Source organism: Olsenella uli DSM 7084 (genome assembly GCF_000143845.1).
GTDB lineage: Bacteria > Actinomycetota > Coriobacteriia > Coriobacteriales > Atopobiaceae > Olsenella > Olsenella uli.
In genome coordinates this window covers 1,048,238-1,072,608 of record NC_014363.1, presented here as the reverse complement: position 1 = coordinate 1,072,608, position 24,371 = coordinate 1,048,238, and the positions used below count along the sequence as shown (strand labels likewise).

Annotated in this window: 25 protein-coding genes and 1 tRNA gene; 7 read left to right on the top strand and 19 right to left on the bottom strand. The window is 65.0% G+C overall.

The annotated features are described in order from the left end of the window. Positions 1 to 5: 5 nt before the first annotated feature. Positions 6 to 668 (bottom strand): transcriptional repressor LexA, encoded by a 663-nt coding sequence (gene lexA / locus OLSU_RS04760; protein ID WP_013251813.1) that lies wholly within the window; start codon positions 666 to 668, stop codon positions 6 to 8. Between the two features lie 189 nt (positions 669 to 857). On the opposite strand from lexA, the gene OLSU_RS04755 reads away from it, so the two are divergent. The 5 genes from OLSU_RS04755 (at position 858) to OLSU_RS04735 (ending at position 4,891) form a co-directional block, all read left to right on the top strand. Beyond that, entirely contained in the window at positions 858 to 1,298 is a 441-nt protein-coding gene (locus OLSU_RS04755) for a LysM peptidoglycan-binding domain-containing protein (protein ID WP_013251812.1), read from the top strand. Positions 1,299 to 1,387: 89 nt separating this feature from the next. Next, a complete protein-coding gene (nrdR, locus tag OLSU_RS04750; protein WP_013251811.1) occupies positions 1,388 to 1,837 on the top strand; it encodes a transcriptional regulator NrdR in 450 nt (149 codons plus the stop codon). Then, positions 1,834 to 2,280, top strand: a complete 447-nt coding sequence (gene dut / locus OLSU_RS04745) for a dUTP diphosphatase (RefSeq protein ID WP_013251810.1) — start codon at positions 1,834 to 1,836, stop codon at positions 2,278 to 2,280. The genes nrdR and dut overlap by 4 nt, the downstream gene beginning before the upstream one ends. A gap of 76 nt (positions 2,281 to 2,356) precedes the next feature. After that, positions 2,357 to 3,670, top strand: a complete 1,314-nt coding sequence (locus OLSU_RS04740; protein ID WP_041548910.1) for an NCS2 family permease — start codon at positions 2,357 to 2,359, stop codon at positions 3,668 to 3,670. 273 nt (positions 3,671 to 3,943) lie between these two features. Continuing rightward, a complete protein-coding gene (locus OLSU_RS04735; RefSeq protein ID WP_013251808.1) occupies positions 3,944 to 4,891 on the top strand; it encodes an NAD(P)/FAD-dependent oxidoreductase in 948 nt (315 codons plus the stop codon). A 208-nt stretch (positions 4,892 to 5,099) separates the two neighbouring features. On the opposite strand, the gene OLSU_RS04730 is transcribed toward OLSU_RS04735, so the two are convergent. The 13 genes from OLSU_RS04730 to OLSU_RS04670 form a co-directional block, all read right to left on the bottom strand. Next, complete coding sequence (locus OLSU_RS04730) at positions 5,100 to 6,740, bottom strand: ClC family H(+)/Cl(-) exchange transporter (RefSeq protein ID WP_013251807.1); 1,641 nt, start codon at positions 6,738 to 6,740, stop codon at positions 5,100 to 5,102. 118 nt (positions 6,741 to 6,858) lie between these two features. Beyond that, entirely contained in the window at positions 6,859 to 8,052 is a 1,194-nt protein-coding gene (locus OLSU_RS04725) for a coiled-coil domain-containing protein (protein WP_013251806.1), read from the bottom strand. A gap of 159 nt (positions 8,053 to 8,211) precedes the next feature. Next, the gene (locus OLSU_RS04720; protein ID WP_013251805.1) at positions 8,212 to 8,745 is read right to left on the bottom strand and encodes an adenine phosphoribosyltransferase; all 534 of its coding nucleotides are present in this window, start codon (positions 8,743 to 8,745) and stop codon (positions 8,212 to 8,214) included. Between the two features lie 17 nt (positions 8,746 to 8,762). Beyond that, positions 8,763 to 9,488: a transcriptional regulator FtsR gene (gene ftsR, locus OLSU_RS04715; protein ID WP_013251804.1), complete on the bottom strand. Its 726-nt coding sequence runs from the start codon at positions 9,486 to 9,488 to the stop codon at positions 8,763 to 8,765. A gap of 3 nt (positions 9,489 to 9,491) precedes the next feature. Further along, positions 9,492 to 9,926, bottom strand: coding sequence for an FHA domain-containing protein (locus tag OLSU_RS04710; protein WP_013251803.1), 435 nt, complete (start codon positions 9,924 to 9,926; stop codon positions 9,492 to 9,494). 99 nt (positions 9,927 to 10,025) lie between these two features. Then, positions 10,026 to 10,406 (bottom strand): Rid family detoxifying hydrolase, encoded by a 381-nt coding sequence (locus OLSU_RS04705; RefSeq protein ID WP_013251802.1) that lies wholly within the window; start codon positions 10,404 to 10,406, stop codon positions 10,026 to 10,028. Then, positions 10,390 to 11,631, bottom strand: coding sequence for a MalY/PatB family protein (locus tag OLSU_RS04700; RefSeq protein WP_013251801.1), 1,242 nt, complete (start codon positions 11,629 to 11,631; stop codon positions 10,390 to 10,392). The genes OLSU_RS04705 and OLSU_RS04700 overlap by 17 nt, the downstream gene beginning before the upstream one ends. A 93-nt stretch (positions 11,632 to 11,724) precedes the next feature. Next, a complete protein-coding gene (locus OLSU_RS04695) occupies positions 11,725 to 12,570 on the bottom strand; it encodes a hypothetical protein (protein WP_041548908.1) in 846 nt (281 codons plus the stop codon). Between the two features lie 11 nt (positions 12,571 to 12,581). Beyond that, positions 12,582 to 13,733: a D-alanyl-D-alanine carboxypeptidase family protein gene (locus OLSU_RS04690; protein WP_013251799.1), complete on the bottom strand. Its 1,152-nt coding sequence runs from the start codon at positions 13,731 to 13,733 to the stop codon at positions 12,582 to 12,584. Positions 13,734 to 13,738: 5 nt separating this feature from the next. Beyond that, entirely contained in the window at positions 13,739 to 14,506 is a 768-nt protein-coding gene (locus OLSU_RS04685) for a CDP-alcohol phosphatidyltransferase family protein (protein ID WP_013251798.1), read from the bottom strand. A 253-nt stretch (positions 14,507 to 14,759) separates the two neighbouring features. Then, on the bottom strand, positions 14,760 to 15,557 hold the full coding sequence (locus OLSU_RS04680) for a class I SAM-dependent methyltransferase (protein ID WP_013251797.1): 798 nt from the start codon (positions 15,555 to 15,557) through the stop codon (positions 14,760 to 14,762). A 75-nt stretch (positions 15,558 to 15,632) separates the two neighbouring features. Then, complete coding sequence (locus OLSU_RS04675) at positions 15,633 to 16,097, bottom strand: hypothetical protein (RefSeq protein WP_013251796.1); 465 nt, start codon at positions 16,095 to 16,097, stop codon at positions 15,633 to 15,635. Beyond that, the gene (locus tag OLSU_RS04670) at positions 16,084 to 16,305 is read right to left on the bottom strand and encodes a helix-turn-helix transcriptional regulator (protein ID WP_013251795.1); all 222 of its coding nucleotides are present in this window, start codon (positions 16,303 to 16,305) and stop codon (positions 16,084 to 16,086) included. Before OLSU_RS04670 ends, OLSU_RS04675 begins: the two co-directional genes overlap by 14 nt. A gap of 291 nt (positions 16,306 to 16,596) precedes the next feature. On the opposite strand from OLSU_RS04670, the gene OLSU_RS04665 reads away from it, so the two are divergent. Together OLSU_RS04665 and OLSU_RS04660 are read left to right on the top strand one after the other, a co-directional pair. Further along, a tRNA-Pro gene (locus tag OLSU_RS04665) sits at positions 16,597 to 16,673 on the top strand. A gap of 210 nt (positions 16,674 to 16,883) precedes the next feature. Beyond that, complete coding sequence (locus OLSU_RS04660; protein ID WP_013251794.1) at positions 16,884 to 17,198, top strand: MGMT family protein; 315 nt, start codon at positions 16,884 to 16,886, stop codon at positions 17,196 to 17,198. A 100-nt stretch (positions 17,199 to 17,298) separates the two neighbouring features. Here OLSU_RS04660 and OLSU_RS04655 read toward each other — a convergent pair whose 3' ends face one another. The 5 genes from OLSU_RS04655 to OLSU_RS04635 form a co-directional block, all read right to left on the bottom strand. Beyond that, positions 17,299 to 17,697 carry a DUF1667 domain-containing protein gene (locus OLSU_RS04655; protein ID WP_013251793.1) on the bottom strand — a complete coding sequence of 133 codons (399 nt, stop codon included), beginning with the start codon at positions 17,695 to 17,697 and terminating at the stop codon, positions 17,299 to 17,301. A gap of 3 nt (positions 17,698 to 17,700) precedes the next feature. Next, on the bottom strand, positions 17,701 to 19,074 hold the full coding sequence (locus OLSU_RS04650) for an NAD(P)/FAD-dependent oxidoreductase (protein ID WP_013251792.1): 1,374 nt from the start codon (positions 19,072 to 19,074) through the stop codon (positions 17,701 to 17,703). Then, complete coding sequence (locus tag OLSU_RS04645; RefSeq protein ID WP_013251791.1) at positions 19,061 to 20,638, bottom strand: NAD(P)/FAD-dependent oxidoreductase; 1,578 nt, start codon at positions 20,636 to 20,638, stop codon at positions 19,061 to 19,063. Before OLSU_RS04645 ends, OLSU_RS04650 begins: the two co-directional genes overlap by 14 nt. Positions 20,639 to 20,733: 95 nt before the next feature. After that, on the bottom strand, positions 20,734 to 22,617 hold the full coding sequence (locus OLSU_RS04640; RefSeq protein ID WP_013251790.1) for an ABC transporter ATP-binding protein: 1,884 nt from the start codon (positions 22,615 to 22,617) through the stop codon (positions 20,734 to 20,736). Further along, positions 22,617 to 24,356: an ABC transporter ATP-binding protein gene (locus OLSU_RS04635; protein ID WP_013251789.1), complete on the bottom strand. Its 1,740-nt coding sequence runs from the start codon at positions 24,354 to 24,356 to the stop codon at positions 22,617 to 22,619. The genes OLSU_RS04640 and OLSU_RS04635 overlap by 1 nt, the downstream gene beginning before the upstream one ends. Positions 24,357 to 24,371: the final 15 nt, after the last annotated feature.

The following is a 24,371-nucleotide window of genomic DNA, read 5'->3' as shown; positions in this document are numbered from 1 at the left end:
CTGTGCTACGAGATGGAGCGGAAGAGTCCCGTGACCCTGCCCAGAATGGTCGGGTTTACAACATAGATGGGGTTCATCGTGTCGTTCTCTGGCTGGAGGCGCACCCGGCCCCTTTCGCGATAGAAGGTCTTGACTGTGGCTGAGTCATCGATCAGGGCTACGACTATCTCGCCGTCATGTGCCTCATGCTGCTCCTTGACGACTATGTAGTCGCCATCGAAGATCCCTGCGTTGATCATGGACTGCCCTCTGACACGCAAGACGAAGGAGCTCGAATCGCCGACTATGCTCGTCGGCAAAGTCAGGGTTTCCTCGACGTTTTGCTCTGCGAGGATGGGCGTCCCAGCTGCGACGCGACCCACCAGCGGAAGGCTGATGACGTTGGCGGATGCGTCTTCCTCGACCGTTGCAAGAGGCGTGGAGGGACTGGGGGGTGTGGCATCGCCGCCCTCGGACACAACCTCGATGGTACGGGGCTTCTTGGAGTCGCGCTTAATGTAGCCCAGCTCCTGAAGGACCTTGAGATGCATGTGGACCGTCGAGGGTGAGGCAAGGCCGACGGCAGCGCCTATCTCACGCACGGAAGGCGGATAACCGTGCTCACCCGTGTAACCACAGATGAACTCGTATATCTGGGCCTGACGCCTGCTGAGCCTGTCTTTTGGCATGATGTCTCCTCCTGTCAGGTCCCATTGTACAGGCCGTCTTCTGCGAACGCAAACAAATGTTCTAAACATATCTTGACCGAACAGGCGTACGTTCCTAGAATAGTACACGTGTTCCAAGAAAGGCATATCGAATTGTTGTCCGGCGTCTCGCTTACAACTATGGCGACAACTTCGAGAGGAGAATCAACCATGAGCCGCAGCACTCCCTGTTCGACAGAAGGCAGCCTTGCCCTTAAGTCCCTCCCTTCCACACGGCCCAGATTCACCCTTATCGAGGGAAGCCTCGACGCCGTCGTCATCCCGACCGCGGAAGGAGACGCGAGAGGGTCCACCCGCGCCCTCGCGGGTCCACTCTTCGCCCTGTGCGCCACGCTCGTCCTCATCGCGTGCGTCGTCATCTCCGTCGTCACGGCCGATGCGTCGGAATCCAGGCTTGCCGAGACCTTCGATGGCATCGGGACCGAGACGATCTCTGTCAGTGCGGGGGACTCCCTTTGGAGCATCTCCGAGGACCACGGCGTCGAGGGCGCATCCGTCCAGGACGTTAGCAGCTGGATTCGTCGTGCCAACCACCTGGGCACGAGCGAACTTGCTCTCGGACAGACCCTCGTCGTTCCCGTCAGGCGGTAACCAATCGGTTGCACTTCCCATCTCTTGTCGTAGCTGGTAACTTTCATGTGCTATCTTCCCATAGGGTATCCAAGAGATCGGGAGGGAAGATGCGCTGTCCCAAGTGCGGTTGTGACGAGTCCAAGGTTGTCGATTCTCGACCTTCCGAAAGCACGGATGCCATCAGGCGCAGGCGTGAGTGTGTCAAATGTGGCACGCGCTTCACGACGTACGAGCGTCGTGAAGAGATGCCCATCCTGGTCATAAAAAAGGATGGGCGAAAGGAGACCTTTGATCGCCAAAAGGTCATGCGCGGCCTGGTTGCCGCGACCGTCAAGCGCGACATCCCCATCGGGTCCCTCAACGCTCTCATTGATTCCATCGAGTCGGAGCTGAGGGACGGCGGGCACATGGAAGTCCTCTCTCAGGAGATCGGTCGGATGGTCCTGCAGCGCCTTGTGGATGTCGACAAGGTCGCCTACGTTCGCTTCGCATCGGTCTATCGAGACTTCAAGGACGTCGACGAGTTCAACGAAGAGCTTCGGAGCCTTTCCATATGACAACAGAACAGCTCGTGCTTCCCATCAAACGCCTCGACCCGACGGTCAGGCTGCCCACCTATGCCTATGCTGGCGATGCGGGGCTGGACCTACGCTCGAACGAGGAGCTTGTGCTCAAGCCGCTTGAGCGCCGTCTCATCGGTACCGGTCTGGCGATTGCCATTCCCGAGGGCTTTGCGGGCTTCGTGCAGCCACGCAGTGGGATGGCATACAAGGTGGGGTTGTCCATGGCCAACACGCCCGGCCTGGTCGATGCCCACTATCGTGGCGAACTCAAGGTCTGCGCCATTAACCTGAGCCCTACGGATGACATTTGCATCGCGCGTGGCGATCGAATCGCCCAGCTTGTCATACAACGCGTCCCCATCGTGTCCCTCCAGGAGGTCGATCGTCTGGACGAGACCGACCGCGGGGAGGGCGGCTTCGGTTCAAGCGGCGTCTGACGCCGATGGACACGCCGGCATTCTGAGCCTGGAATGCCGGCGTCTTCGTTGCACTCATGAGAAGGAAAGGATGGAAATGGAACAGTTCTTCAAGGCGGTAGAGAGGGGCTCGAGCACAGGTCAGGAGATCAGGGCCGGTCTCACCACCTTCCTTGCGATGGCGTACATCATCGCCGTCAACCCGTCGCTGATGGTCGCCGCAGGCATTCCTGCGAATGCGGCCGTCACGGCGACCTGCCTGGGCGCCGGCGTCATGACCATCCTCATGGGGACCTTCGCCAACCGCCCGCTGGCCTGCGCCTCGGGCATGGGCGTCAATGCCGTCGTGGCCTTCACGCTCGTCGGCGTTGCGGGTGGTGACTGGCACGCGGCCATGGCCGTCATCTTCGTCGAGGGGGTCGCCATCCTCATCCTCGTTCTCTGCGGACTGCGCGAGGCCATCATGGACGCCATCCCCGTCTCGCTGCGTCATGGCATCTCCGTCGGCCTGGGCCTCTTCATCGCCATGATCGGCCTCAAGGACGGTGGCATCATCGTCGCCAGCGAGTCCACCCTCGTCGCGCTCAACAGCGTCACCGACCCCACGTTCATAGTCGGCGCCATCTCGATCGCCGCCACCGTGGTCCTCTATTCCATGGACGTCAAGGGCTCCCTGCTCATCGGCATCATCATTGCCGTCATCGCCGGCATTCCCCTGGGCATCACCCAGATGCCGACCGGGCTCGTCGCCCCTCTCGACTTCTCCTCGTTCGGGGCACCCTTCATGAGCGATGCCACGGGCACCATGGGCATCGTCAAGGTCTTCGTGACCCCAACGCTGCTCATATTTGCGTTCTCCCTCATGATGTCCGACTTCTTCGACACCATGGGCACCGCCATGGCCGTCGCCAAGCAGGGTGAGTTCCTCACCGAGGATGGCAACGTCGAGGACATCAAGGAGATCCTGATCGTCGACTCTGCGGCCGCGGCGGTCGGTGGCCTCGTCGGAGCCTCGTCCATCACCACCTTCGTCGAGTCGGCGTCCGGCGCAGCCGACGGCGGTCGCACGGGCCTGACCTCCGTTGTGACGGGTATCCTCTTCATACTCGCGTCCTTCTTCGCACCCATCATCACCATCATCAGCTCTGCCGCCACCTGTGGCGCCCTGGTGCTTGTCGGCTTCCTGATGATGAGCGAGGTCATTGAGATCGACTGGTCCGACCTCCTCGAGAGCTTCCCCGCCTTCATGATCATCGCTGGCGTGCCCTTCACCTATTCCATCTCGAACGGCATAGGGTTCGGCTTCATCGCCTACGTCCTCGTTGCTGCCGTCACGGGGCAGATCAGGAAGGTGAAACCCCTCATGTGGGTCGCGACCCTTGCCTTCGTGGTGTACTTCTTCATCGCGTAGCCTCTATGCATGGTCTCCCTGTTTGGGGCCCGGCTTGCCGGGCCCTCTTTCCATGTCGTCACGTGCATGACGGGGGAGACGGGTTGCACCCTGTGGTCGAGGACGGGTTCCACGTGGCATTCCGTTGAGGCCGCCTCCTCGTCGTGCTTAGTATATAGGACGTATACAAATAGATTGTATACGTCCTTTTTATGGGCGAGAAAGCAAGACGTTGGGAGAGGGTAGGATAGCCCCAGGCAAACAGGCATCACATCTATCTCCAAGGAGTGCGCAATGGATACCGAAGTCAAGGATCTCGTGATCGTCGGTGGAGGACCTGCGGGACTGTCTGCGGCCATCTATGCCCAGCGGGCCCTGCTTGACACCGTCGTGCTGGAACAAGAGGCTGTTGGCGGGCAGGTCATCCTGACCAGCGAGGTCGACAACTATCCGGGAGTCCCGCATACGGACGGGTTCACGTTGACTGACGCCATGAAGGCGCAGGCAGAAGACCTTGGCGCCACCATCGAGATGTCAAACGTCGAGAAGATCTCGCATGACGACGATGCGGGTCTCTTCAGCGTCTCGACGCCTGTCGGATCGTACGTGAGCCGCACGGTCATCGTTGCGGGCGGCGCCACGCCGCGGCATGTCGGCTTCGATGGCGAGGAGCACTTTGGTGGACATGGCGTCTCGTACTGCGCTACCTGCGATGGCATGTTCTATCGTGGCAAGCGCGTGTTCGTCATCGGTGGCGGCAACTCGGCTGCCGAGGAGGCCCTGTTCCTCACCAAGTTTGCCGACCATGTCACGATGGTCGTCCGCAAGGACCACCTGCGGGCCCAGGCGTCCGTGGCGCGTCAGGTGGAGGAGAGCGACAAGGTTGACGTGATGTTCAACACGCAGGTCATCCGTCTCGAGGGCGACCGGCTTCCGCGCTCCATCACATTGAGGGACACTCGTTCTGGCGACGAGGAGACCAGGGAGTTCGACGAGGGGTCCTTTGGCGTGTTCGTGTTCGTGGGACGCGTGCCCGCCTCTGGGCTCCTCGACGGTCTGGCCGCGCTTGACGAGAGGGGCTACGTGGTCACGAACGATCGCATGGAGACGTCTACGCCGGGTCTGTTTGCGGCGGGCGACGTCAGGCAGAAGCCGTTGCGCCAGATCATCACGGCGGCGGCGGACGGGGCCGTTGCCGCAACGAGCGCCTCTGCGTATCTCGGCCAGCCCATCGAGGGCTAGCGCCTCGATCGGCATGGCCACCGGATCGGAGCGTCCCGTAGCGCTGGGGTGCGGACGGTCCCCCTTCCCGCTCCTCTTAAAACTGCGATAATATATCTTATGTAAAGTAAATTGGATAGGACGAGACTTTCCGGTGGCTCCGACCGTGGTGTCGCATTGCAATAGCCGGGGTCCCCTAGTGGAGGCCCCGGGTCGCTTCGGGCCCGTCCTAGGGCGTGCGCTTGGACTCGAGCGATCCGCGCAGGAGCTTGCGCAAGTCGGTCTCGGCCGCGTACTCGTCGCTCGACGAGATGATGAACACCAGGCTGTCCGAGGCTTCCAGACGTGTGTCCCCGGTCGGCAAAACCTCCTGGCCCGCACGTTCGATGATGACGATGCGCGCCCCATGGGGCCAGGAGACATCCCTGACGAGCCGGCCCTCAGCCTGAGATCCTGCACCCACCACGTGTGTCTGCAGTATCTTCTCGTCTGCATGGCTGGATGTGCCTCCAGGGCATGCCGTGGCATCCCCGCCCGCCTTTTGTGGGCCGCCCGCGCGTGGACCCACGGGCTGTGCGCCGATGAGTCTCGCGAACAGATGTTCGTAGAACGGATCGACGTGCAGAAGGTTGGCTGTGACGTATGCGATGATCGAGACGATGGACACGGATAGCAGTGCATCGAGGCTACCCGTGAGCTCGAAGGCCAGCACGACGGCAGTCACCGGTGCCCTCACGACGCTCGCGAACAGGCCGCCTATGCCCAGCACGATGAAGTTGGTCACGAAGATTCCGGGAAGCCCCATGCAGTTGGTCGCCGCCACGGCGAAGAGCGCGCCGCAGAGCGAGCCCATAACGCACAGCGGGAACAGCGTCCCCCCCGGCGCGCCCGAGCCGAAGCACAGCGTCGTGAAGGCATACTTCCCCAGCAGCAGGGCCGCAATCGTGCCCAGGGGAAGCACCCCGGGGGCCATGACGAGCTTGATGATGCGGTCCCCTCCGCAGGTGAGTTCGGGCCACAGGAGCACGGCCACACCGGCGAGCGCAAACGGCACGGCGAGGCGCGTGTAGGGGGCTCCCCTCCTGATGCGGCCGTAGAGCCTGGAGGCAAGGAACATGCCCTGGTTGTGCAGGGCCCCGGCAAAGCCGCAGAACAGCCCCAGTGCCAGGATGTAGGGGTAGTAGCCGTGCGGCAGGTCACGCGTGAAGGTGAACTCGAGCACCGGACGGACGCCCAGCACCTGCGAGACCAGGAAGTCCGATGCTATCGTAGCCGCCATGACCGCTACGAGGAGCGGGCCGCTGAACTCGCGGTGGATCTCCTCGATGGCAAAGAGCGTGCCCGTCAGTGGCGCGTTGAACGCCGCCGACATCCCGGCGGCGGCTCCGCAGGTGGTGAGGAGGCGCTCCTCCCCCCTGTCACGCCTCAGTAGCCTGGAGACCGCTTTGCCCGCGACGCCCCCCAGCTGAACGCTGGGCCCCTCCCGTCCCAGGGAGAGGCCTCCCAGGGCACAGAGGGTGCCCTCGACGAACTTGGCGAGGAGGACGCGCCACCAGGGCATGTCGATCCTCCCCATGACCTCGGCGTCGATCTGCGGTATGCCGGACCCCTGTGTGTAGGGCTCCCAGACCATGAGCCTGCAGACGATGGCGCCGAGCGCTGCGAGGGCGATGAACCATGAGGCGATGAGCAGTGGCGATCCGGAGATGGCCGTGGCGATGATGGAGAGCGCCTCCTCGGCCTTTCCCAGCGAGAGCCGGTAGAGCGTCACGACGCCTCCGCCGGCCAGGCCCACGAGCAGACCCTCCCCGACCATGTCGACTTGCAGGCGCCTGGAGAAGCGCCTCTGTATGTCGCGCTTCCCCGCCATGTCCCCTCGTCTCATCTCATGCGCCTGTGGCCCGTGTCGATACCTTGGGCCATGTCCTCACATCATAAAACGGCCACCTCCTTGAGGTGGCCGTCACAGTCCGAATGCATGCAAGGGGCTAGTAGGTACCGCCTCCGTAGAAGCCGTAGAGCGTCGTGATGCAGACCGTCCTGCCGGGACTGGGGGCATGGATCATCTGGTTGTTGCCGATGTAGATGCCCACATGACCACTGTGCGGAAAGACGAGGTCACCCGCCTGCAGCTGGTCGACGCTGGTCTTCCAGTCGCCGGAGGCCTTGAGCGAATCGATCATGTCATAGGTGGTGCGTCCGCGTGCGAAGCCATAGCAGTGGCAGACGAGGCCAGAGCAATCGACGCCGTCCGCGCTGGTGCCACCCCACTTGTAGGGGACGCCGATCATGCTGTAGGCGGTGCCGAGGCCACCGCCGGATGCGCCGCCGTGCGCCGTATTCGAGCTGTTGTTCGAATGACTGTCATTGTTCGAGTTGTTCGAGTTGTTGTTCTGGGCGTGGGAGCCGTTGTCGCTCCCGTTGTCATCATCGTTCGTGGCGTTGCTGGACGCGCTGTTCGACCCGTTGTCAGCGTTGTTGGCATTCGACGGCGCGCTCGTGTCCGTCACGGCGTTGAGCGCCGCGTCCGCGTTGGATGGGGTCCCCTCTGCAGACTGTGCTGCGGCCTGTGCGGCCAGCTCCTGCTGGACCTGCGCGTCGAGCGAGCTGTACCAGGCCTGCGCGTCGGCGACCTTGGATTGGTAGACGGCAACCTGGGACTCCATCTCGTCGACGGCCGACTGCTGCTCGGCCTGCTTGGACTCAAGCTCGCCCTTCTGGGTCGAGAGCTGGTCTCCCAGGGACTTGACCTCGTTGATGGCGTCAGACTGGCTCTGGCTCACCTTGTCCGCGTAGTAGATGCGGTTGGACAGGTCATCGAAGCTCGTGGAGCCGAGGAGGACCGAGAGCCAGTTGACCGGACCGCTGATGTAGTTGCTCTTGACCTGTTCGCCCAACTCCGCGCGCTTCTGGTCGAGCCGGCTCTGCGTCTGGTCGATCTCGTTCTGCTTCTGCCCAATCTCGTACGAGGTGAGCTCGAGGTCCGCGGTCTTGTTCTCGAGGTCGCCCTCGAGCGAGGACAGCTCGGCTCCCAGCGACTCGAGCCGCTGGGAGGCTGCGGCCAGATCGGACGCGGTGTCGGCGTGCGCAACGGGTATGCAGGTGCCCAGAGTGAGGGCCATGGCGAGCCCTGCCGTCACAGCCTTGCGGCCGACGAAGCGCGCCTTGGGGCTAAAAGACATGATAGGAATCCTTCCTACGTCGCGTATTGCTACAGTCTAACGGCGTGTACGGCGTAACAATTCCAATCCATATAATGGTCACCGAATCAAGGGATGTGCCCCACGCATCGGTAGGGGGAGCAAGTCGCTGGGCGAACGCAGGCAAGACGGCCCGCTACCCTAGCCCGCCTGCACCAGCGTGAAGAGCTCCTGGCCGTACGACTCGGAGATGGCCTTGCGGGGGTTGAGGAAGGCAAGCTCGAGCATGAAGGAGAAGCCCACCAGGGTGGCCCCGGCCTTCTCGACGAGCTTTGCGGTGGCAACGGCGGTGCCGCCCGTGGCAACGAGGTCATCCACGATCAGGACCCTGTCACCGCTTCCGATGGCGTCCCGGTGGATCTGGAGCTCGTCGGTGCCATACTCGAGGGAGTAGGTCTCGCGGTACACCTCGCGTGGAAGCTTGCCCGGCTTGCGGGCGGGCACGAAGCCAGCGCCCATGCGGTAGGCCACCGGTGCGCCGATGAGGAAGCCGCGCGCCTCGGCACCGACGACCTTGGTCACGCCCTGGTCGGCAAAGTGGTCCGCGATGGCATCGACGGCGGCCGCGAGGCCCTTGGGATCGGCCATGAGGGGCGTGATGTCCTTGAAGGTCACGCCGGGCTCGGGATAGTCGGGGATGTCGTAGATGAGTTTCTCGAAGTCAAAGCTGGGCACGTTCCCGTTCCTTTCCCTTATTCCATCTCGCTGAACGACTTGGCGATCTGCCGGCGGATGAGCGCCTCGCGGACCTGCCCCGTAAGCACGAGCATCTGGGACAGGGCCTGGCCAAACTGGGCACGGCTCTCCTCCGTGAGCTCCATCTCGACCCCTCCCCCCTTCTTTGCGTACACGACGAGCGCCTGCTCGAACATCGCGCTCTCGCGGTTGGACGCGGTGACGTACTGACGCAGGTTCTTGGGCCCGATGCCGAAGTGGCGTAGCTCGTCACAGGCGCGGATGAGCGCGAAGTCCCTGCCGTCCACCAGGTCCCTGCCGCGTGGCGAGCGCTTGAGCACGACGATGCCCGCCTCGGCGAGCTGCCGCACGAAGCTGACCGACATGCCGAGGAGCTCGGGCATGCGGTCGATCGGGTGGAGCCTCTCGGCATCCTCGTCGTCCGCGCCCGCCTGGCCTAGGCCGATCGCAGGTGAGGCGGCGAGGGAGACGCCCCTTCCCTCCCCGTCCAGCTGGTCCTTGATGACCGAGAGGGGCAGGAAGCGGTTCTTCTGGAGATAGAGGATACGCTCGAGGCGGCCGACGTCATGCTGCGAGTACAGGCGGTATCCGCTGGGGGTGCGCGACGGCCTGAGCAGCCCCTCGTCCTCAAGGTATCTGACCTTGCTGATGGAAAGGTCGGGATATTGGGGCTGAAGGCGCTTGACCACCTTGCCGATCGTCAGGTATCCGGCGTCTGCCATGTCCTAGATCCCGGCCTCGATCCTAGTGGCCGCACGGTTGGTGTGGAACACCATGCGGAAGGTGCCGATCTGGATGGTTGACCCCTCTTTGAGCATGGCACGGTTGACGATGGCGCCGTCGACCCAGGTGCCGTTGAGCGAGCCGAGGTCCTCGATGGTGGAGAAGCCCGAGGAGAGGCCTGCGAGGTCGATGCTGGCGTGGCGGCGCGAGACGGTCATGTCGTTCAGGAAGACGCTGTTGGATGGGTCACGGCCGATGGTCACCTGCTCGTCCGTGAGCTCGAACACCGAGCCCGTCTGGGGGCCCTTGACGATGGAGAGCGTGGGGTTGGACGGCTTCTGGGCGTCCATCAGGTTAGGCGAGGTGGAGTCCGTGGGCGGCATGCGGAATATCTCCGTTGCCCCCATCTGGGATGCGTCGTTGTTGGTGGGCTGCATGTCTGGCTGCTCCCTCTCTCGTGGATAGACCCCTCCCATGATACCCCTTGGTCACACGAAGCGAGCCTGAGGCACGATGTGGACGGCGATACGTAACAACTAACGGCAGGCCACGCAGTCCATCTCGACCAGCGCCCCCAGGGGAAGGCGTGCGACCTCCACGACCGAGCGGGCGGGCGCCGGCGTGACGAAGTGCCTGCCGTACACCTCGTTCATGGCGTCGAGGTCGTCGAGGTCTGCGAGGTAGACGGTGGTCTGCGCCACGTCAGCGAGCGTGCAGCCGGCTTCGGCGAGGAGGACCGAAACGATCTGGATGACGCGTTCCGTCTGCTCCGTGATGCCGCCGTCCACCAGTCGTGAGGGGTCGTCCTCCCTCACGGCTACCTGACCGGCCGCGAAGACCAGCCGTCCGGCCGTGGTCCCCTGCGAGTAGGGGCCGAGGGCCTCCGGAGCGAGCGCCGCGTTAATCGAGTACTTCATGGCCTCGCTCCCCCACCATGTCAAGCCCGTGCTCATGGGCTGCCCGGACGAGACGGTCTATCGCCTCGACGAGGACCTCGCGCGGACAGGCGAGGTTGATGCGCTCGAAGCCCGAGCCGCCCTCGCCGAAGACGTAGCCCTCGTCGAGGAAGAGCAGCGCCTCCTGGGTCATGAAGCGCTCGAGCTCCGCGTCGGAGAGCCGCCAGCCCCTGAAGTCGACCCAGGCGAGGTAGGTGCCTTCGAGGGGATACACCTCCACGGTTGGCAGGGACGCCTCGATGGAACCCTTGAGCAGCTGGTAGTTGCCCCAGACGAGACCGATGAGCTCATCGAGCCAGTCCTCGCACTCGTTGTATGCCGCGATGGTCGCGGGGTAGGCGAAGGCGTTGAGCTCCCCCTGCGCGCAGCGCTCCATCTCGGAGCGATAGGCCGAGCGCCGGGCCTCGTCGGGAATGAAGATGGCGGATGCCTGGCAGCCGGCTATGTTGAAGGTCTTGGAGGGCGCGGTGCACACGACGATGCGGTCGTACTCGCCCGCGTCTGCGACGGCCATGAGGGCCGTGTGCTCCTGGCCGGGCATGACGAGGTCGTCGTGGATCTCGTCGCAGACGACGAGGACGTCGTTCTGGATGCAGATGTCCAGCATTCGACGCAGCTCCACGGCTGACCAGACGCGGCCCACGGGGTTGTGGGGGCTGCAGAGGATGAGGAGCTTGTTCGAGGGGTCGGCGGCCTTCTCCGCGAGATTGTCGAAGTCGATCTCGTAGCGATGCGCGCCGGATGCGCCTCCCGTGGCGCGCAGTGGGTTGGTGACGACGGTGCGCGCGTTTCTCTCGACGGCAGACCTGAAGGGGTGGTAGACGGGGGGCTGGATGATGACGCCGTCGCCCGGTTCGCTGTAGGCCCGCACGGCGTTGGAGAGGGCGGGGACGACGCCGGGCGAGGTCACGAGCCAGCGGTCCTCCGCGTTCCAGCCGTGGCGGCGACGCTGCCAGGCGCAGCAGGCGTCGACGAAGGCGGGCGTGGCGTCCGTGTAGCCCAGGACCGCCCCGTCAAGGTAGCGGTGCAGCGCCTCCTTGATCTGGGGCGGGTTCTCGAGCTCCATGTCCGCCACGGAGAGCGGCACGATGTTGCTGCCGACGCGTGGGTTCTTCTCGTACATGGCATTCCACTTGAGAGAGCCGCTCCCAGAGCGGTTGGGGCGGGTCGTGAAGTCGTAGGACATGGCATCTCCCTCTAGTCGTAGCTAGGGGTAATTCTAGCCCCGGCACGATGGTATTGGACGTGAGGCATGGGGTGGGCGGTGCGTGGGGAGCCCTCAGTCGAGAAGGCCGCGTGCGCCTATGTAGTCTCGCCCCTCGCGCACGAGGCCATGGCGGGCGAGAAAAGCTGCGTCGAGCTCGAGGCGGTCGAGCGTGCTGGCGGGCGCGAGCCAGGGCAGGCAACCGGCGATCGCTGCGGTCATGAGCGAAGGCGGCGCCGGGGAGACCTCGCCAAAGGACAGGAGGCTCCGCCAGACGGCGCGAGCGAGGGCGGGCGGCACCATGACCAGGTAGCAATGGGTCTCCCCTGAGAGACGCAGGGATGCCACGAGCGTCGCGATCCGTCCGTCGAGACGGACGTCGGCCACGCGTCCCTCTTCGGGGAGGCGCTCCTCGTCCCGCAGGTAGTCGGACAGCACGCGCTGCGCGGCCGCGCCGCAGAGACAGAGCGGCACGAGGCGCTCCGAGACGTCCTCGACCGCCACGCCCTCGTAGGGCCGAAACCCCTCCCGCCCTATGCCGATGACGAAGGAGAGCCAGGCAAAGAGCGTCTCGCCGCGTGGCGTGAGGTCCCAGAGCGCAAACTCCTCCGTGCCCGTGCGGGCCATAAGGGGAATCGAGGCCACCGTGCCATCGCCCACGAGGGCCGCCTCGAACGCCGTCTCGCCTACCGCCAGCCGACGCCCCGCCATGGCTGCGCCGACAAAGTCCCCGCAGCCATGTCCGCTGACCAGAAGCGACGTCATGCCGCCCATGTCGGCCAGCAGGGCACCGTCCTTCAGCCGTGCGGAGTCTGCGCTTGCCGCCGCATAGTCCACCGGCCGCTCGACGCCTGTGCCATCGACGGAGAAAGACGCGCCGAGGAGGACATGCTCCTCGTGGAGCGGGGACGCCTGGGCCATGTCACTCCCTTTCATGCGGCCGTGAGCTGCGAGACGTCAAGGAAGAGCGGAAGCGCGAAGATGTTGATGGCGGGTATTTGGTGGGGCCGTGTACCGGTGACATCCACTGCCCGGGCGACGCTGCGTCCGTCCTGCGTCCACGAGCTGAGGCCGTAGGGGGAGCCGGGAGCGGCCAGCTCGCCGTCCCCCACCATGGTGGTCGTGTAGTCGATGTCCCTCTCGGGATAGCTCCTGGCGGACACGTCCCAGGCGCTCGTGACGACCAGCTTGCCCCAGAATCCGTCCTGCCAGCTCACGATGCGCAGGGGCCAGGCTCTCCGGGTGAGGCTGACGTGCCGGAAGTATTCGTCGTAGGCCCAGTCCATGAGTATCCTCGTGTCGGTGAAGCGACCGTCATCGGTCGTGCAGCCCAGCACGCAGGAGAACAGCTGCAGGCCATGGCGCTTGGACGAACCGAGGAAGGTGGTGCCCGCCTCGACCTTGCCCGTCTTGATGCCGCAGAGGCCGCCGTAGGAGTCCATGAGCTCGTCGGTCGACTCGAAGGTCTTCTGCTGCCCCCCTACGGTGACGGTGAGCCTGCGCGTCATGACCGTACGGGCGATGAAGGGGTAGTTCTCGAGCGCATACTTGCCCATGAGCGCCAGGTCGTGGGCGCAGGAGTAGTGGTCGTCCTCCTCGAGCCCATGGGGGTTGGAGAAGTGCGTGTCCTCCATGCCGATCTCCCGGGCCTTCTTGTTCATGAGTTCGACGAAGGCCTCCTCGGTTCCCGCGACGGCGTAGGCCACGTTCAGCGCCGCGTCGTTTCCCGAGTAGACGAGCATGGTTCGCATGAGGTCGCCGAAGGTGGGTGCGTCTGCCGAGGTGTAGCCAGCGAGCTGGGCCCCCTCGGGGAGGGTCACGTCGGTGATGCTGCAGACGTCACCCATGGACTTGCCCGAGTCAAGTGCGACCATGGCCGTCATGATCTTGGTTATGGACGCCATGGCCATCCTGCGGTTGGGGTCCTTGGAGGCCAGGACGTTTCCATCCTGGTCGATGATCTCGAAGCTCTGGGCCTCCGTGACCTGCGGGGTGGTCTCTGCGGCATAGGCGCACGGAGACACGGCGACGAGGAATGTCGTGAGGACTACGGCAAGGAGCGGAAACCTGGTGTGTCTGTGCATAAGCCCTACCCCTTCTCGGCCATCTGGCCATCTGAGGCGGTCGCGTCGCCCCGCATGGCGCGACGCCTGATCTCGAAGCCGGCCATGGTATAGATGACCGCTGTCACGGCAGAGCAGGCAAGGCCCGCGTATACCAGGAAGATGCCCGCGGCGGCGCCCTGCGCGTTAAGGCCGGGAAGCCAGTCGACGCCGACCACGTCCAGGCCACCTATGACGGGCAGGCCCAGGAGCAGATCACAGAAACCGGCCATGAGCAGGGCCGTGGTGACCTTGCCGATATAGACCACGTCCACCGGGCGGTGACGGTACCTCTGCAGGATCATGCTGCCTACGGCCAGGTAGGCGTCGCGACCAATCACGAAGGCTGCAACCCAGACGGGCAGCTCGCCGGTGATCATGAGACCCAGGACGCCCGTGAAGAGGAGGACGCGGTCCATGATGGGGTCCATGACCTTGCCCACCCAGCTGACGGTCTGGGTCCTGCGCGCCACCTGTCCGTCCAGGAAGTCCGTCAGGGCGGCGACGGCGTAGCAACTCAGTGCCACGTAGCGGTTGAGGTCGTTCACGAAGAGGTAGAGGAAGACGAGCGTGAGCACGAGGCGACACGCGGTGATGGCGTTGGCGACGGTGAGGACCCTGTTGCTGGGGTTCTCCGACGTTCCTGTGGGGGCCGTGGTCGTGCCGGATGCCTGCGCGGCGTTGGCATCGAAGTCTACCTGATCCTTCACCGTCGACGTGACGGTGTTTCTGATCTGCGTTGTTCTCGTTGACACCAAAAGCTCCCGATTTCTCGATTCGACAAGCTCCCATGGTACCCGAATCGGCCTGCATGCGGTGGCTTTCGTAAGGAGAACACGGTGGCCGTTGCAAAGTCAACGGACATGAGCTGGCAGTCATGCCGTCGACTTGCTCCATTCCGCATGCACCCGTCGCCTTGGACATGAGGGTTGCAATTTGACGCTAACCTCGCATGGAAACGATCTCACCAGGAAAATCTACGAGGTTAGCGTCAGTCGGATGTCAGTGTCAGTCGGATGTCAGACGTGCGGTCAGCGAAGCCGGATGCCTCGCACGCGTTGCCCTCACGGCGTAGAACGACGGTATGCCCAGCTCATGCAGGCGGCCTTCGCCGTTCGTGTCCTCGTAGAGGTCGGTGATGGCAAAGCCTAACCTTAGCAGGCCTCCCAGGCACTCCTCCAATCCGTGGGAGAACTGCACGCCGCCGTCCTGCTCCCTGAGCTCCTCGGCGAGGGATGGGTTGGCGAGCGGGTCGAAGGGAAGCCCGCGGACGATGCGCTCCTCGTCGTCGCTCACGACGTAGTTGAGGCCGTTGTCGAGTCCCGTGAGCAGGGTGCCGCCCGGCTTGAGGATGCGTGCCACCTCGCGCCAGATGGGCCTGACCTCGCGTGCGTATATGAGCGACACGGGGTTTACCACCAGGTCGAAGCTGGCGTCGGCGAAGGGCAGCGGCTGGGTCATGTCCGCATGGACTATGCGGATGTCGTAGCCCTCCCGGGCCGCCACCGCGCGTTCGCTCCTGAGCTGCGCCTGGGAGTAGTCCAGGACCGTGCATCTGGCTCCTGCCGCAGTGAGGACGGGCATCTGCTGCGCTCCGCCAGACGCGAGCCCTAGGACCTGCGCGCCGTCGAGTTCACCAAGCCAGCTGCGGGGAACGTCCTTCGTGGGCGTGAGCCGTATGGCCCACGCCCCGTCTTTGGCCCTGAGAAAGGTCTTGTGGTCGATGGGCCTGCCCCACTGCCATCCCTCAAGGACCCACCTATCCACCGTGTGGGCGTTGACGTTCTGGTAGCGCTCCGTCTGCATGCAGCCCTCCTTGCCCAACCATGCGCCGCCACTTTGCCCGTCGCTGATGCGTGGGTCGGGCAGGCCAAGATCCCTCTAGATCTTCCTCGACCAGTATGTCTTGAGGATAGCGCTAGCTGCCAGCTGAAACAGGGCGGCCGCCATGAATGACCCAAGGGCAACGATGCCCCACTGGCTGTAGGCGACACAGCCCAGAAAGACGAGGACGAGAGAAAACGTCTGCACGAGGGGGGAGCCTGCCCGCCTGCGGATCTCCCTCAAGCGTTCATCCTGCTCCCTGTTGTAGGCTATCCGCGCACGCTCGTCCGTCCTGTTGGCACAGGCGTCTTGCAGCCCCATGACGAGGACGACCAGCCCCATGCCAACCAGCAGGCCGAACAGAATGCCACCTATGACCGCGTCGTCAGGGCCCTCGAGTACCCTGAGGGCCTGGATGAGGCCCAGGATCATCGCCATGATGCCTGAGAACGCCCTGGCGCGGCCCCGCCTTGCGAGCGACTGTCGAAAGTCTCTAAAGCTCTGATGGCTACTGGTCGTCATCGTCGTCTCCCTCCACGTCGGAGAAGTCAAATACGTCCTCGATTGTCAGGCCAAAGTACCGGGAGATCCTGTAGGCAAGCACGAGGGAGGCGGTGTACTTCCCCACCTCGATGGATGTGATCGTCTGTCGTGTCACTCCGACCGCGAGCGCAAGCTCCGCCTGTGTGATCTTCCGGTCCTTTCTCAGCTCTGGGATTCTCGTCCTCATGTGCCTCCCCCACCTCGTGCCGTGTTTACTGCAAAGCATGCATTGCATTTTTAGCATAGTCAACTTTACATTTTATGTCAAGCAGACTTTGCAGATATCTCATCTCGCGCAGCGGCTTGGCGAGATGCCGCCCCTACCCCCTCAACCGACGATGAGGAGCCATTTTGTCACTTCGAGATGGTCCATCACTCGGGGATCCGAGCGCTTTTGGACTCGCATTGATTTTGGGTCTTGCCCATGCCGCAAAGCCGTGTTAGAGTCTTCTCTCGCAGGCGGTGCCTGCATGTGATACGGGTGGTGGCGCAGCTTGGTAGCGCACTTGACTGGGGGTCAAGGGGTCGCTGGTTCGAATCCAGTCCACCCGACCAGAGAAACACGGGGTCAGCGGGGGCAAGATCCGCTGGCCTTCTTTGTGTGCGTATGCAAAGCCCTAAGCACCGCTAAGGGTTTCCCCGATCCCGTGCGATGCTTTTATCTGACGATACCGTCCCGGCCGATGCCGTGGTCTCTGGCGCGCAGCGGCTGCGCTGTGGCACGATGAGACCTCAGGGCCGTGGGCATCCAGGAGGTGGGCCTGAGTGGCAGAGAGGTTCTTCGCGAGGGTGTACGACGTGGTGCGCCAGATTCCCGAAGGTCGCGTCGCTACCTATGGACAGGTTGCCTCTATGGTCGGCGAGCCACGCAAGGCGCGCTTCGTCGGCTTTGCCATGCACTCCAGCCCTGGCGCCAAAGGCGGCGTTCCCTGCCACCGCGTCGTCTTCAAGGACGGGTCCCTGTGTGCGGGCTACGTCTTTGGCGGACCCGACGCCCAACGCGCCCTGCTCGAGGAAGAGGGAGTGACGTTTCTCGCCGACGGCAGGGTCGACATGGGCCTTTGCCAGTGGGAGGCCTGAGGGGGCTCGCGTCGCAGGACCTTGTGCCGCATGTCAGTTCCGTCCGGCACGCGCCGCAAGGTCGCCTCTGTCCGGTGGCTCCCCGGTTTTCTTAGTTTGCTTAGCCTGCCGCGCAGTCTCCCAGCGAGGTGACGTCCCTTGTTGCCACGACGTCCACACCCGTGCCGCAGACGTCTGCCAGGATCACGTCGCCTATGCCCACCGGCGCGTCGACGCTGACGTCAGCCAGCTCGCGAACCACGTCCAGGACCAGGTTCTTTGGCACGTCGCCGGCCGTCTTGACCGAAACCATGCGCCTCGGCGCGCAACCCCTCACGGGGACGGTCGTCGTCACCGTACGCGTGGGGTTGCTGACCTCCTTGCGCGCGTACCCATCGCCACGCGGGCAGGCGTTGCCCTCGACCGACAGGACCTTTTCCCCCTCGAGTGTGACCGTAAGCCGGCAGCCTCGCGGGCAGCGGATGCAGGTGAGCCCTCTTCTCTCCACGTCTCCCTCCATGGATTAGGCCTCCTCGAGCGTCACGCGCAGGTCGCGGCATGCACCCACATCGCCTGCGTGCGCCTTGGCCCCGCTGCCGCCCATGTCGCCAAGCGCACCGAGGAGCTGGTCGCGCACGAGGACGACCTCCTGCATCTCGGCGGGGACCAGAATGGGTCGGCGGCGATGGATGATGCGTCTTTCTCCCAGGTAGACGGACACGTAGCGTTCCTCGTACACGGCCCCCACGCGAAAGCGCAGCGTCAGCCTCTCGTCCATGAGATCGGGCGAGACGAACGAGGGAACCGTGTAGCGAACGCCGCCTCCCGTGCGGACGCGCAGCCGCGATGGCGTGTCCCCTCCTTCGCGCATGGCGCCCCCCTCACGCTGCGTGCCGGCCACGCCGCCACTCATTTCCTTCACGTAGCGTGCCGCCCTGCGGCCGGCGAGAGCGGCCTCCTCGCTCACGTAGTCGACGAGGTCATGGACATGCAGGACGTTTCCACAGGCGAAGATGCCCTCGATGCTGGTCTCGAGCGACTCGCTCACCTCGGGTCCCTGCGTCACGGGGCTGAGCTTGACGCCTGCCTGGCGAGACAGCTCGTTCTCGGGCAGAAGGCCCACGGAGAGCAGTAGCGTGTCGCATTCGTAGCGTCGATCAGTGCCTGGGATGGGCCGCAGCCGCTCGTCCACGCGGGCGATCGTGACGGCTTCGACGCGCTTGGGCCCCTCGATGCGGGTGACAGTGTGCGAGAGGTGGAGCGGGATGTCGAAGTCGTCCAGGCACTGCACGATGTTGCGTTTGAGTCCTCCAGAGTAGGGCATGAGCTCGGCTACGCAGGCCACCTGGGCTCCCTCGAGCGTCAGACGCCGCGCCATGATGAGCCCGACGTCGCCGGAGCCCAGGATCACGACCCTGCGCCCTGGCAGGTAGCCATCCACGTTCACGAGCTTCTGGGCACAGCCGGCCGTATAGACGCCCGCAGGTCGGAAGCCCGCGATGTCGAGCGCTCCCCTCGGCCTCTCGCGGCAACCCATGGCCAGCACGATGGCCTTGGCCTCAAGCGAGAAGACGCCGCGATCGGCGCTGACGGCACGTACCACATGACTGGCCGTGACGTCGAGGACAGTGGTCCGGAGCAGTCGGTCTATATGACGCTCGTCGGCCTGCGCGATGAAGCGGGACGCATATTCGGGGCCCGTGAGCTCCTCCTTGAACGTGTGGAGCCCGAAGCCGTTGTGGATGCACTGGTTGAGGATGCCGCCAAGGACTGCATCGCGTTCGATGACGACGACGTCGTCTACGCCGGCGTCATGGGCGGCGATGGCTGCCGCAAGGCCGGCCGATCCACCTCCGATAATGGCGATGTCGCAGCCCCTGATGCTATCGCGTGCCATGGTCCTCGCCTCCCCTCCGCAGTGCGTCGATCAGCGCGGGTGGGCCACCCGCCACCGGCGTGCTGCACGCCGTGCGTGTCCCGTCCGTCGCAGACGAGTCGTCCATGGCATCGCCCTTGTTGAGGCCCACCACGAGCTTTGAGCCCGGTCCCGCCTTCGTGACGGAGCACATGTCGACCCCGTCGGCCTCCTCGCAGATGAGTTCCATGATGCGCGGCGTGCAGAAGCCAGCCTGACAGCGTCCCATGGCCGCGGCCGTGCGACGCTTCACGGCGTCGAGCGAGCGCGCCCCACGGCGCACCGCCTCGCATATCTGCCCCTCCGAGACGCGGCAGCAGCGACAGACGATGGTTCCGTAGCGGGGGTCCTCGTCGATGAGGGCGTTCCACTCCTCGGTCGTAAGCTCGTTGAGGTTGGGGTAGCCCCGTCTGGTCGAGGCGAACGTGGCCTTCTCGCCCAGATGCAGTATGCCCTGTGCGATGGAGGCGACCATGCGCCCGATCGCAGGGCTGGCGCTGAGGCCGGGCGACTCGATGCCGGCACAGTCGATGAAGCCCGGTGCCTCAGGCAGCTCCCCGATGAGGAACTCGTGGCCGGGCTGGTGGGCACGCAGGCCCGAGAAGGACGTGATGGTCTCGCGGAAGGGTATGTCCTTGACCGTGAGCGCGCTCTTCTCCCTGACGGAGACCAGGCCCTCGGACGTGGTGTCGGTCCCCAGCTTGTCATCGATGTCGTCCGCCGTGGGGCCTACGAGGAGGTTGCCATGGACGGTGGGCGTGACCAGCACGCCCTTGCCCATCTTGGTGGGTAGCATGAAGATCGTGTGCGCGACATGGGCGCCCGCCGTCGTGTCGAGCAGCTTGTACTCGCCCCTCCGTGGCGTGATGGCGAGGGGCTCGCCACCTGCCGGGACGGCCGCAAGGTTGTGGATCTGGTCGGCAAAGACGCCAGCGGCATTGATGACGGCCCGCGCCTTGATCGTGCCGCGTGCGGTGGAGACGAGCCAGTCGCCCCCGGCCGTGCGGGAAAGCCCGCCGACGCGCGCGCCGAAGAGGAAGTCCACGCCATTGTCGCGCGCGTTCTCTGCCAGGGCGACGGTGAGGCCGAAGGGGTCCACGATGCCTGCCGTGGGCGCCCAGAGGGCCGCCACGGCGCCATCGGCGATGTGGGGCTCCAGGGCGACGAGCTCCTTGCGTCCAATGACGCGCAGGTCGCTCACGCCGTTGGCGATCCCGCGCTCGAGCAGGGCCTCGAGTGCGGGCAGGTCGCACGCATCGGTGCAGACGACGAGCGAGCCGATCTGCCGGAAGGTGAAGTCGAGGTCGCGGGAAAGCTGGGGAAAGAGCGCGCTGCCCTCGACGTTGAGTCTCGCCATGAGCGAACCCGTAGGCGCGTCGAAGCCCGCATGCACGATGGCCGAGTTGGCCTTCGAGGTGCCCGAGCATACGTCGTCCTCCGCCTCGACGACGCAGAACCTCCCGTCGAGCCGCGAAAGCTCGCGTGCCACGGCACAGCCGCTCACGCCGGCGCCGATGATGACGGCGTCGCATGCGTCGTGGACCATTGCCTCTCCCCTCCTGGCCACCCGATCGCAACGAGGTGATCGTATGCCCAAAAGGGGCGTCCCGCCACGGGCGAGCAGCGGGTGGTAGGTGGTAGCTAGCTGGCGGTGGCCTGCCCGGCGAACTGGCTCATGTAGAGGTCGTGGTAGCGCCCGCCGCGTGCCAGCAGCTCGTCATGGGTTCCCGTCTCGCATACGGTGCCGTCATCCATGACCACGATGCAGTCGGCGTCCCTGACGGTCGAGAGGCGATGCGCGACGACGAGCGACGTGCGCCCCTCCATCATGCGGTCGAAGGCATCCTGGACCTGCAGCTCGGTACGGGTGTCGATCGAGGAGGTCGCCTCGTCCAGCAGGAGCACCGCAGGGTCTGCCAGCATGACGCGTGCGATACAGAGCAGCTGCATCTGCCCGGCGGAGAGCTCTCCCGCGCCCCCGCCCAGGACGGTGTCGTAGCCCTGGGGGAGCTGCTGGACGAACTTGTGCGCGTGCGCACGCTTGGCGGCCTCGACGACCTGTTCGTGGGTGGCCCCGGGCACGCCGTATGAGATGTTGTCGCGCACGCTGCCCTCGAACAGCCAGCTGTCCTGCAGGACCATGCCAAAGGCCGAGCGCAGGCTGTCGCGCGTGAGCTCACGGATGTCCACACCATCTAGCAGGATGTCCCCGGAGTCGACGTCGTAGAAGCGCAGTAGCAGGTTTATGAGGGTGGTCTTGCCACAGCCCGTAGGCCCCACCAGGGCGAAGCGACCCCCCGCAGGCACATGGAGGGAGATGTCCCGCAGGAGCTCGTGGTCGGGGGTGTACGAGAAGGACACGTGCTCCAGGTCGAGTCGCCCTTGGGTCCGCCTGGGCGTGCGTGCCGATGGCGCGTCGGCGGCCTCCTCGCGCGCGTCGAGTAGGGCCATCAGGCGACGTGCAGAGGCGAACGCCGTCTGGACCTGCGTGACCACGTTCGAGATCTCGTTGAAGGGCTTCATGTACTGGTTGGCGTAGGAGAGGAAGCTCTGGACCTGTCCCACGGTCAAGGCCGATGGCCATGAGGTGATGACGCAGGCGCAGCCCGTGATGGCCACGGCCGCATAGACGATGTTGTTCACCAGGCGCGTCGAGGGGTTGGAGAGCGAGCTTACGAACTGGGCATGCTCGCCGACGGCATAGAGCTCGTCATTGACCTTGGAGAACGTGGCCACGTTCCTCTCGCCCTGGCCGAAGGCCCCTATGAGCTTCTGGTTGGAGATCATCTCCTCGGCGTAGCCTCCCAGCTCGCCCTGGAGCGCCTGCTGGGCCGCGAAGCTCGCAGCCGAGCGGCGGGCGATGGAGGCCGAGGCCAGGATGGAGAGCGGGGTCAGCACCGCCACGACGGCGGCGACGGGCACGGAGAGCGAGAGCATGAAGGCGAGCGTCCCCATGAGGGTGACCACGCCGCCGAAGAGCTGCGTGAGGCCCTGGAGCAGACCGTCGCCCACGGCGTCGGCGTCGTTCACGACGCGAGCGAGGAGGTCGCCGTGCGCGTGGGAGTCGATGAAGGAGAGCGGCAGGGAGTTGAGCTTCCCGTAGGCGGCCTCGCGCAGGTCGCGGACCGTCTCGTACGCAAGGCGGTTGGTGCAGTAGCCGGAAAGCCACTGGAGTGCCGCCGCCGAGGCGACGACGATGGCCATGCGGGTGAGGATGGGCCCGAGGGCGGTGAGGTCGACCTGGCCGGCCGCAACCATCGTGTCGATGGCGGACCCTATGAGGATGGGCACGTAGAGCTGGAGGATGACCGAGGCGGCCGAGGACAGGAAGCCCACGGACAGGGAGACCGCATGTGGCCGGACGAAGCCGAGGAGGCGGGCGAGGACCTCGGCCATGCCGTACCCGCTCGTCTCGAGCCCATTCGGGGCCTCGGTCCCCCCTTGGCCAGGGGGGCCGCCCATATCCCCACGGACGCTGGCAAGCGCCGTCGACGCGGCACCGGTGGCCGAGTAGGGGTTCGCCATCACGCGCACGCCTCCTTCGCGGAGAGCTGCGAGAGGCAGATCTCCCCATAGAGCCCGCAGGACGCCAGCAGATCGTGATGGGTACCGATGCCGGCGACCCTCCCATGGTCGAGCACCAGGATGCGGTCGGCACCCATGACGGCGGAGACGCGCTGCGACACGATGAGCGTCGTGGTGCCTGGATCGCGTCCGCGCAGCGCGGCGCGCAGGCGGGCGTCCGTGGCGAAGTCGAGGGCGGAGGCGGAGTCATCGAGCAGCAGCAGGTCGGGCTGGCCCACCAGCGCGCGCGCGATCGTGAGGCGCTGGCGCTGGCCACCGGAGAAGTTACTGCCGCCGGCCTCGACGGTCTCGTCGAGGCCGGACGGCTTGGCGCGGACGAAGTCCGCCGCCTGGGCCAGCTCGAGCGCATGCCACAGCTCCCCGTCGCTGGCCCGGGGGTCTCTCCATGAGAGGTTGGAGCGTATGCTGCCCGAGACGAGCGTGGCCTTCTGGGGGACGAGCGCCACGTGGGATCGCAGGTCGCCCAGGCGCCATTCGCGCACGTCATGGCCGAAGACGCACACCGTCCCGTCCGTGGCGTCGTAGAGGCGGCAGACCAGGTTCACGAGCGTCGACTTTCCTGAGCCCGTCCCGCCTATGATGCCCAGCGTCTCCCCCCTTCCCAAGGACAACGACACGTCAGAGAGGACCGGCTGGCCGTCTTGGGCGTACGAGAAGGACACGCCCTCCAGCTGGAGGGCACAAGTTGCCCCGTCGAGCTCTTGGGCGTCGAAGCCGCTCCCGTCGGCAAGCGCCGGCTGGGTGTCGAGGACCTCGCGGATGCGCTGGCCCGAGGCCGCGCCGCGCGTGAAGACGACGATGAGGTTGGCGACATAGACGATGGAGAGCAGCGTCTGGGTCATGTAGTTGACGAAGGCCACGACCTCGCCCTGGGTCAGCTCGCCGACCGAGACGCGCAGCGCACCCGACCACAGGATGGCAACGACGCCCAGGTCCATGACGAGAAAGGTGGCGGGGCTCAGCACTGCGGAGAGCCTTCCTACGGCGATGGCGGTGTCCGCCTGGTCGTTCGCCGCGGCGACGAAGCGCTTCGCCTCGCTGCCCTCGCGCCTGAACGCGCGGATGACGCGCACACCCGAGAGGGCCTCGCGGCAGATGACGGAGACCTTGTCGAGCTTTGCCTGCATCATGCGGTAGTACGGCACGGAGCGTGACATGACGAGCCAGAACACCAGTGCGACGAGCGGGGTGCAGACGGCGAAGATGAGGCCCAACTCGAGGTCGATCGCCAGGGCGGCGGCCATGGAGCCCATGGCGAGGAAGGGCCAGCGCACGAGCTGCCGGATGCCCAGCGCAACGGCAACCTGGACCTGGCTGGTGTCGTTGGTCAACCTCGTGAGCAGGGAAGGCGTTCCAAAGTGGTCGACGTCGGAGGCACCGAGGGCGTTGACCTTCTCGTAGAGGTCGCGGCGGAGGCGGGTACCGACTCCCTGAGAGACGAGGGAGGCCATCTTCTGGCAGAACAGCGTGAAGCAGTAGCCCAGGACGGAAAGGGCTGCCAAAAGGATGCCGTAGCGCACCACGACGGACGCGTTGTGACCAGCCACCCCCTCGTCGATCATGCGTGCCACGACCACGGGGACCATGAGCTCGAAGACGACCTCGAAGCCCTTCCCCACCATGCCGAGCAACGTCTTGACGCGATACGCCGCGAGGTACGTTCTCATGAGCTCCAGCAAGCGGACACCCCCTTC

What these genes read in the sequence shown, in the direction of transcription:
- lexA (WP_013251813.1), bottom strand. Translation starts at nt 668, where the DNA reads ATGCCAAAAGACAGGCTCAGCAGGCGTCAGGCCCAGATATACGAGTTC.
- OLSU_RS04755 (WP_013251812.1), top strand. Translation starts at nt 858, where the DNA reads ATGAGCCGCAGCACTCCCTGTTCGACAGAAGGCAGCCTTGCCCTTAAG.
- nrdR (WP_013251811.1), top strand. Translation starts at nt 1,388, where the DNA reads ATGCGCTGTCCCAAGTGCGGTTGTGACGAGTCCAAGGTTGTCGATTCT.
- dut (WP_013251810.1), top strand. Translation starts at nt 1,834, where the DNA reads ATGACAACAGAACAGCTCGTGCTTCCCATCAAACGCCTCGACCCGACG.
- OLSU_RS04740 (WP_041548910.1), top strand. Translation starts at nt 2,357, where the DNA reads ATGGAACAGTTCTTCAAGGCGGTAGAGAGGGGCTCGAGCACAGGTCAG.
- OLSU_RS04735 (WP_013251808.1), top strand. Translation starts at nt 3,944, where the DNA reads ATGGATACCGAAGTCAAGGATCTCGTGATCGTCGGTGGAGGACCTGCG.
- OLSU_RS04730 (WP_013251807.1), bottom strand. Translation starts at nt 6,740, where the DNA reads ATGGCGGGGAAGCGCGACATACAGAGGCGCTTCTCCAGGCGCCTGCAA.
- OLSU_RS04725 (WP_013251806.1), bottom strand. Translation starts at nt 8,052, where the DNA reads ATGTCTTTTAGCCCCAAGGCGCGCTTCGTCGGCCGCAAGGCTGTGACG.
- ftsR (WP_013251804.1), bottom strand. Translation starts at nt 9,488, where the DNA reads ATGGCAGACGCCGGATACCTGACGATCGGCAAGGTGGTCAAGCGCCTT.
- OLSU_RS04710 (WP_013251803.1), bottom strand. Translation starts at nt 9,926, where the DNA reads ATGCAGCCCACCAACAACGACGCATCCCAGATGGGGGCAACGGAGATA.
- OLSU_RS04705 (WP_013251802.1), bottom strand. Translation starts at nt 10,406, where the DNA reads ATGAAGTACTCGATTAACGCGGCGCTCGCTCCGGAGGCCCTCGGCCCC.
- OLSU_RS04700 (WP_013251801.1), bottom strand. Translation starts at nt 11,631, where the DNA reads ATGTCCTACGACTTCACGACCCGCCCCAACCGCTCTGGGAGCGGCTCT.
- OLSU_RS04695 (WP_041548908.1), bottom strand. Translation starts at nt 12,570, where the DNA reads ATGGCCCAGGCGTCCCCGCTCCACGAGGAGCATGTCCTCCTCGGCGCG.
- OLSU_RS04690 (WP_013251799.1), bottom strand. Translation starts at nt 13,733, where the DNA reads ATGCACAGACACACCAGGTTTCCGCTCCTTGCCGTAGTCCTCACGACA.
- OLSU_RS04680 (WP_013251797.1), bottom strand. Translation starts at nt 15,557, where the DNA reads ATGCAGACGGAGCGCTACCAGAACGTCAACGCCCACACGGTGGATAGG.
- OLSU_RS04675 (WP_013251796.1), bottom strand. Translation starts at nt 16,097, where the DNA reads ATGACGACCAGTAGCCATCAGAGCTTTAGAGACTTTCGACAGTCGCTC.
- OLSU_RS04670 (WP_013251795.1), bottom strand. Translation starts at nt 16,305, where the DNA reads ATGAGGACGAGAATCCCAGAGCTGAGAAAGGACCGGAAGATCACACAG.
- OLSU_RS04655 (WP_013251793.1), bottom strand. Translation starts at nt 17,697, where the DNA reads ATGGAGGGAGACGTGGAGAGAAGAGGGCTCACCTGCATCCGCTGCCCG.
- OLSU_RS04650 (WP_013251792.1), bottom strand. Translation starts at nt 19,074, where the DNA reads ATGGCACGCGATAGCATCAGGGGCTGCGACATCGCCATTATCGGAGGT.
- OLSU_RS04645 (WP_013251791.1), bottom strand. Translation starts at nt 20,638, where the DNA reads ATGGTCCACGACGCATGCGACGCCGTCATCATCGGCGCCGGCGTGAGC.
- OLSU_RS04640 (WP_013251790.1), bottom strand. Translation starts at nt 22,617, where the DNA reads ATGGCGAACCCCTACTCGGCCACCGGTGCCGCGTCGACGGCGCTTGCC.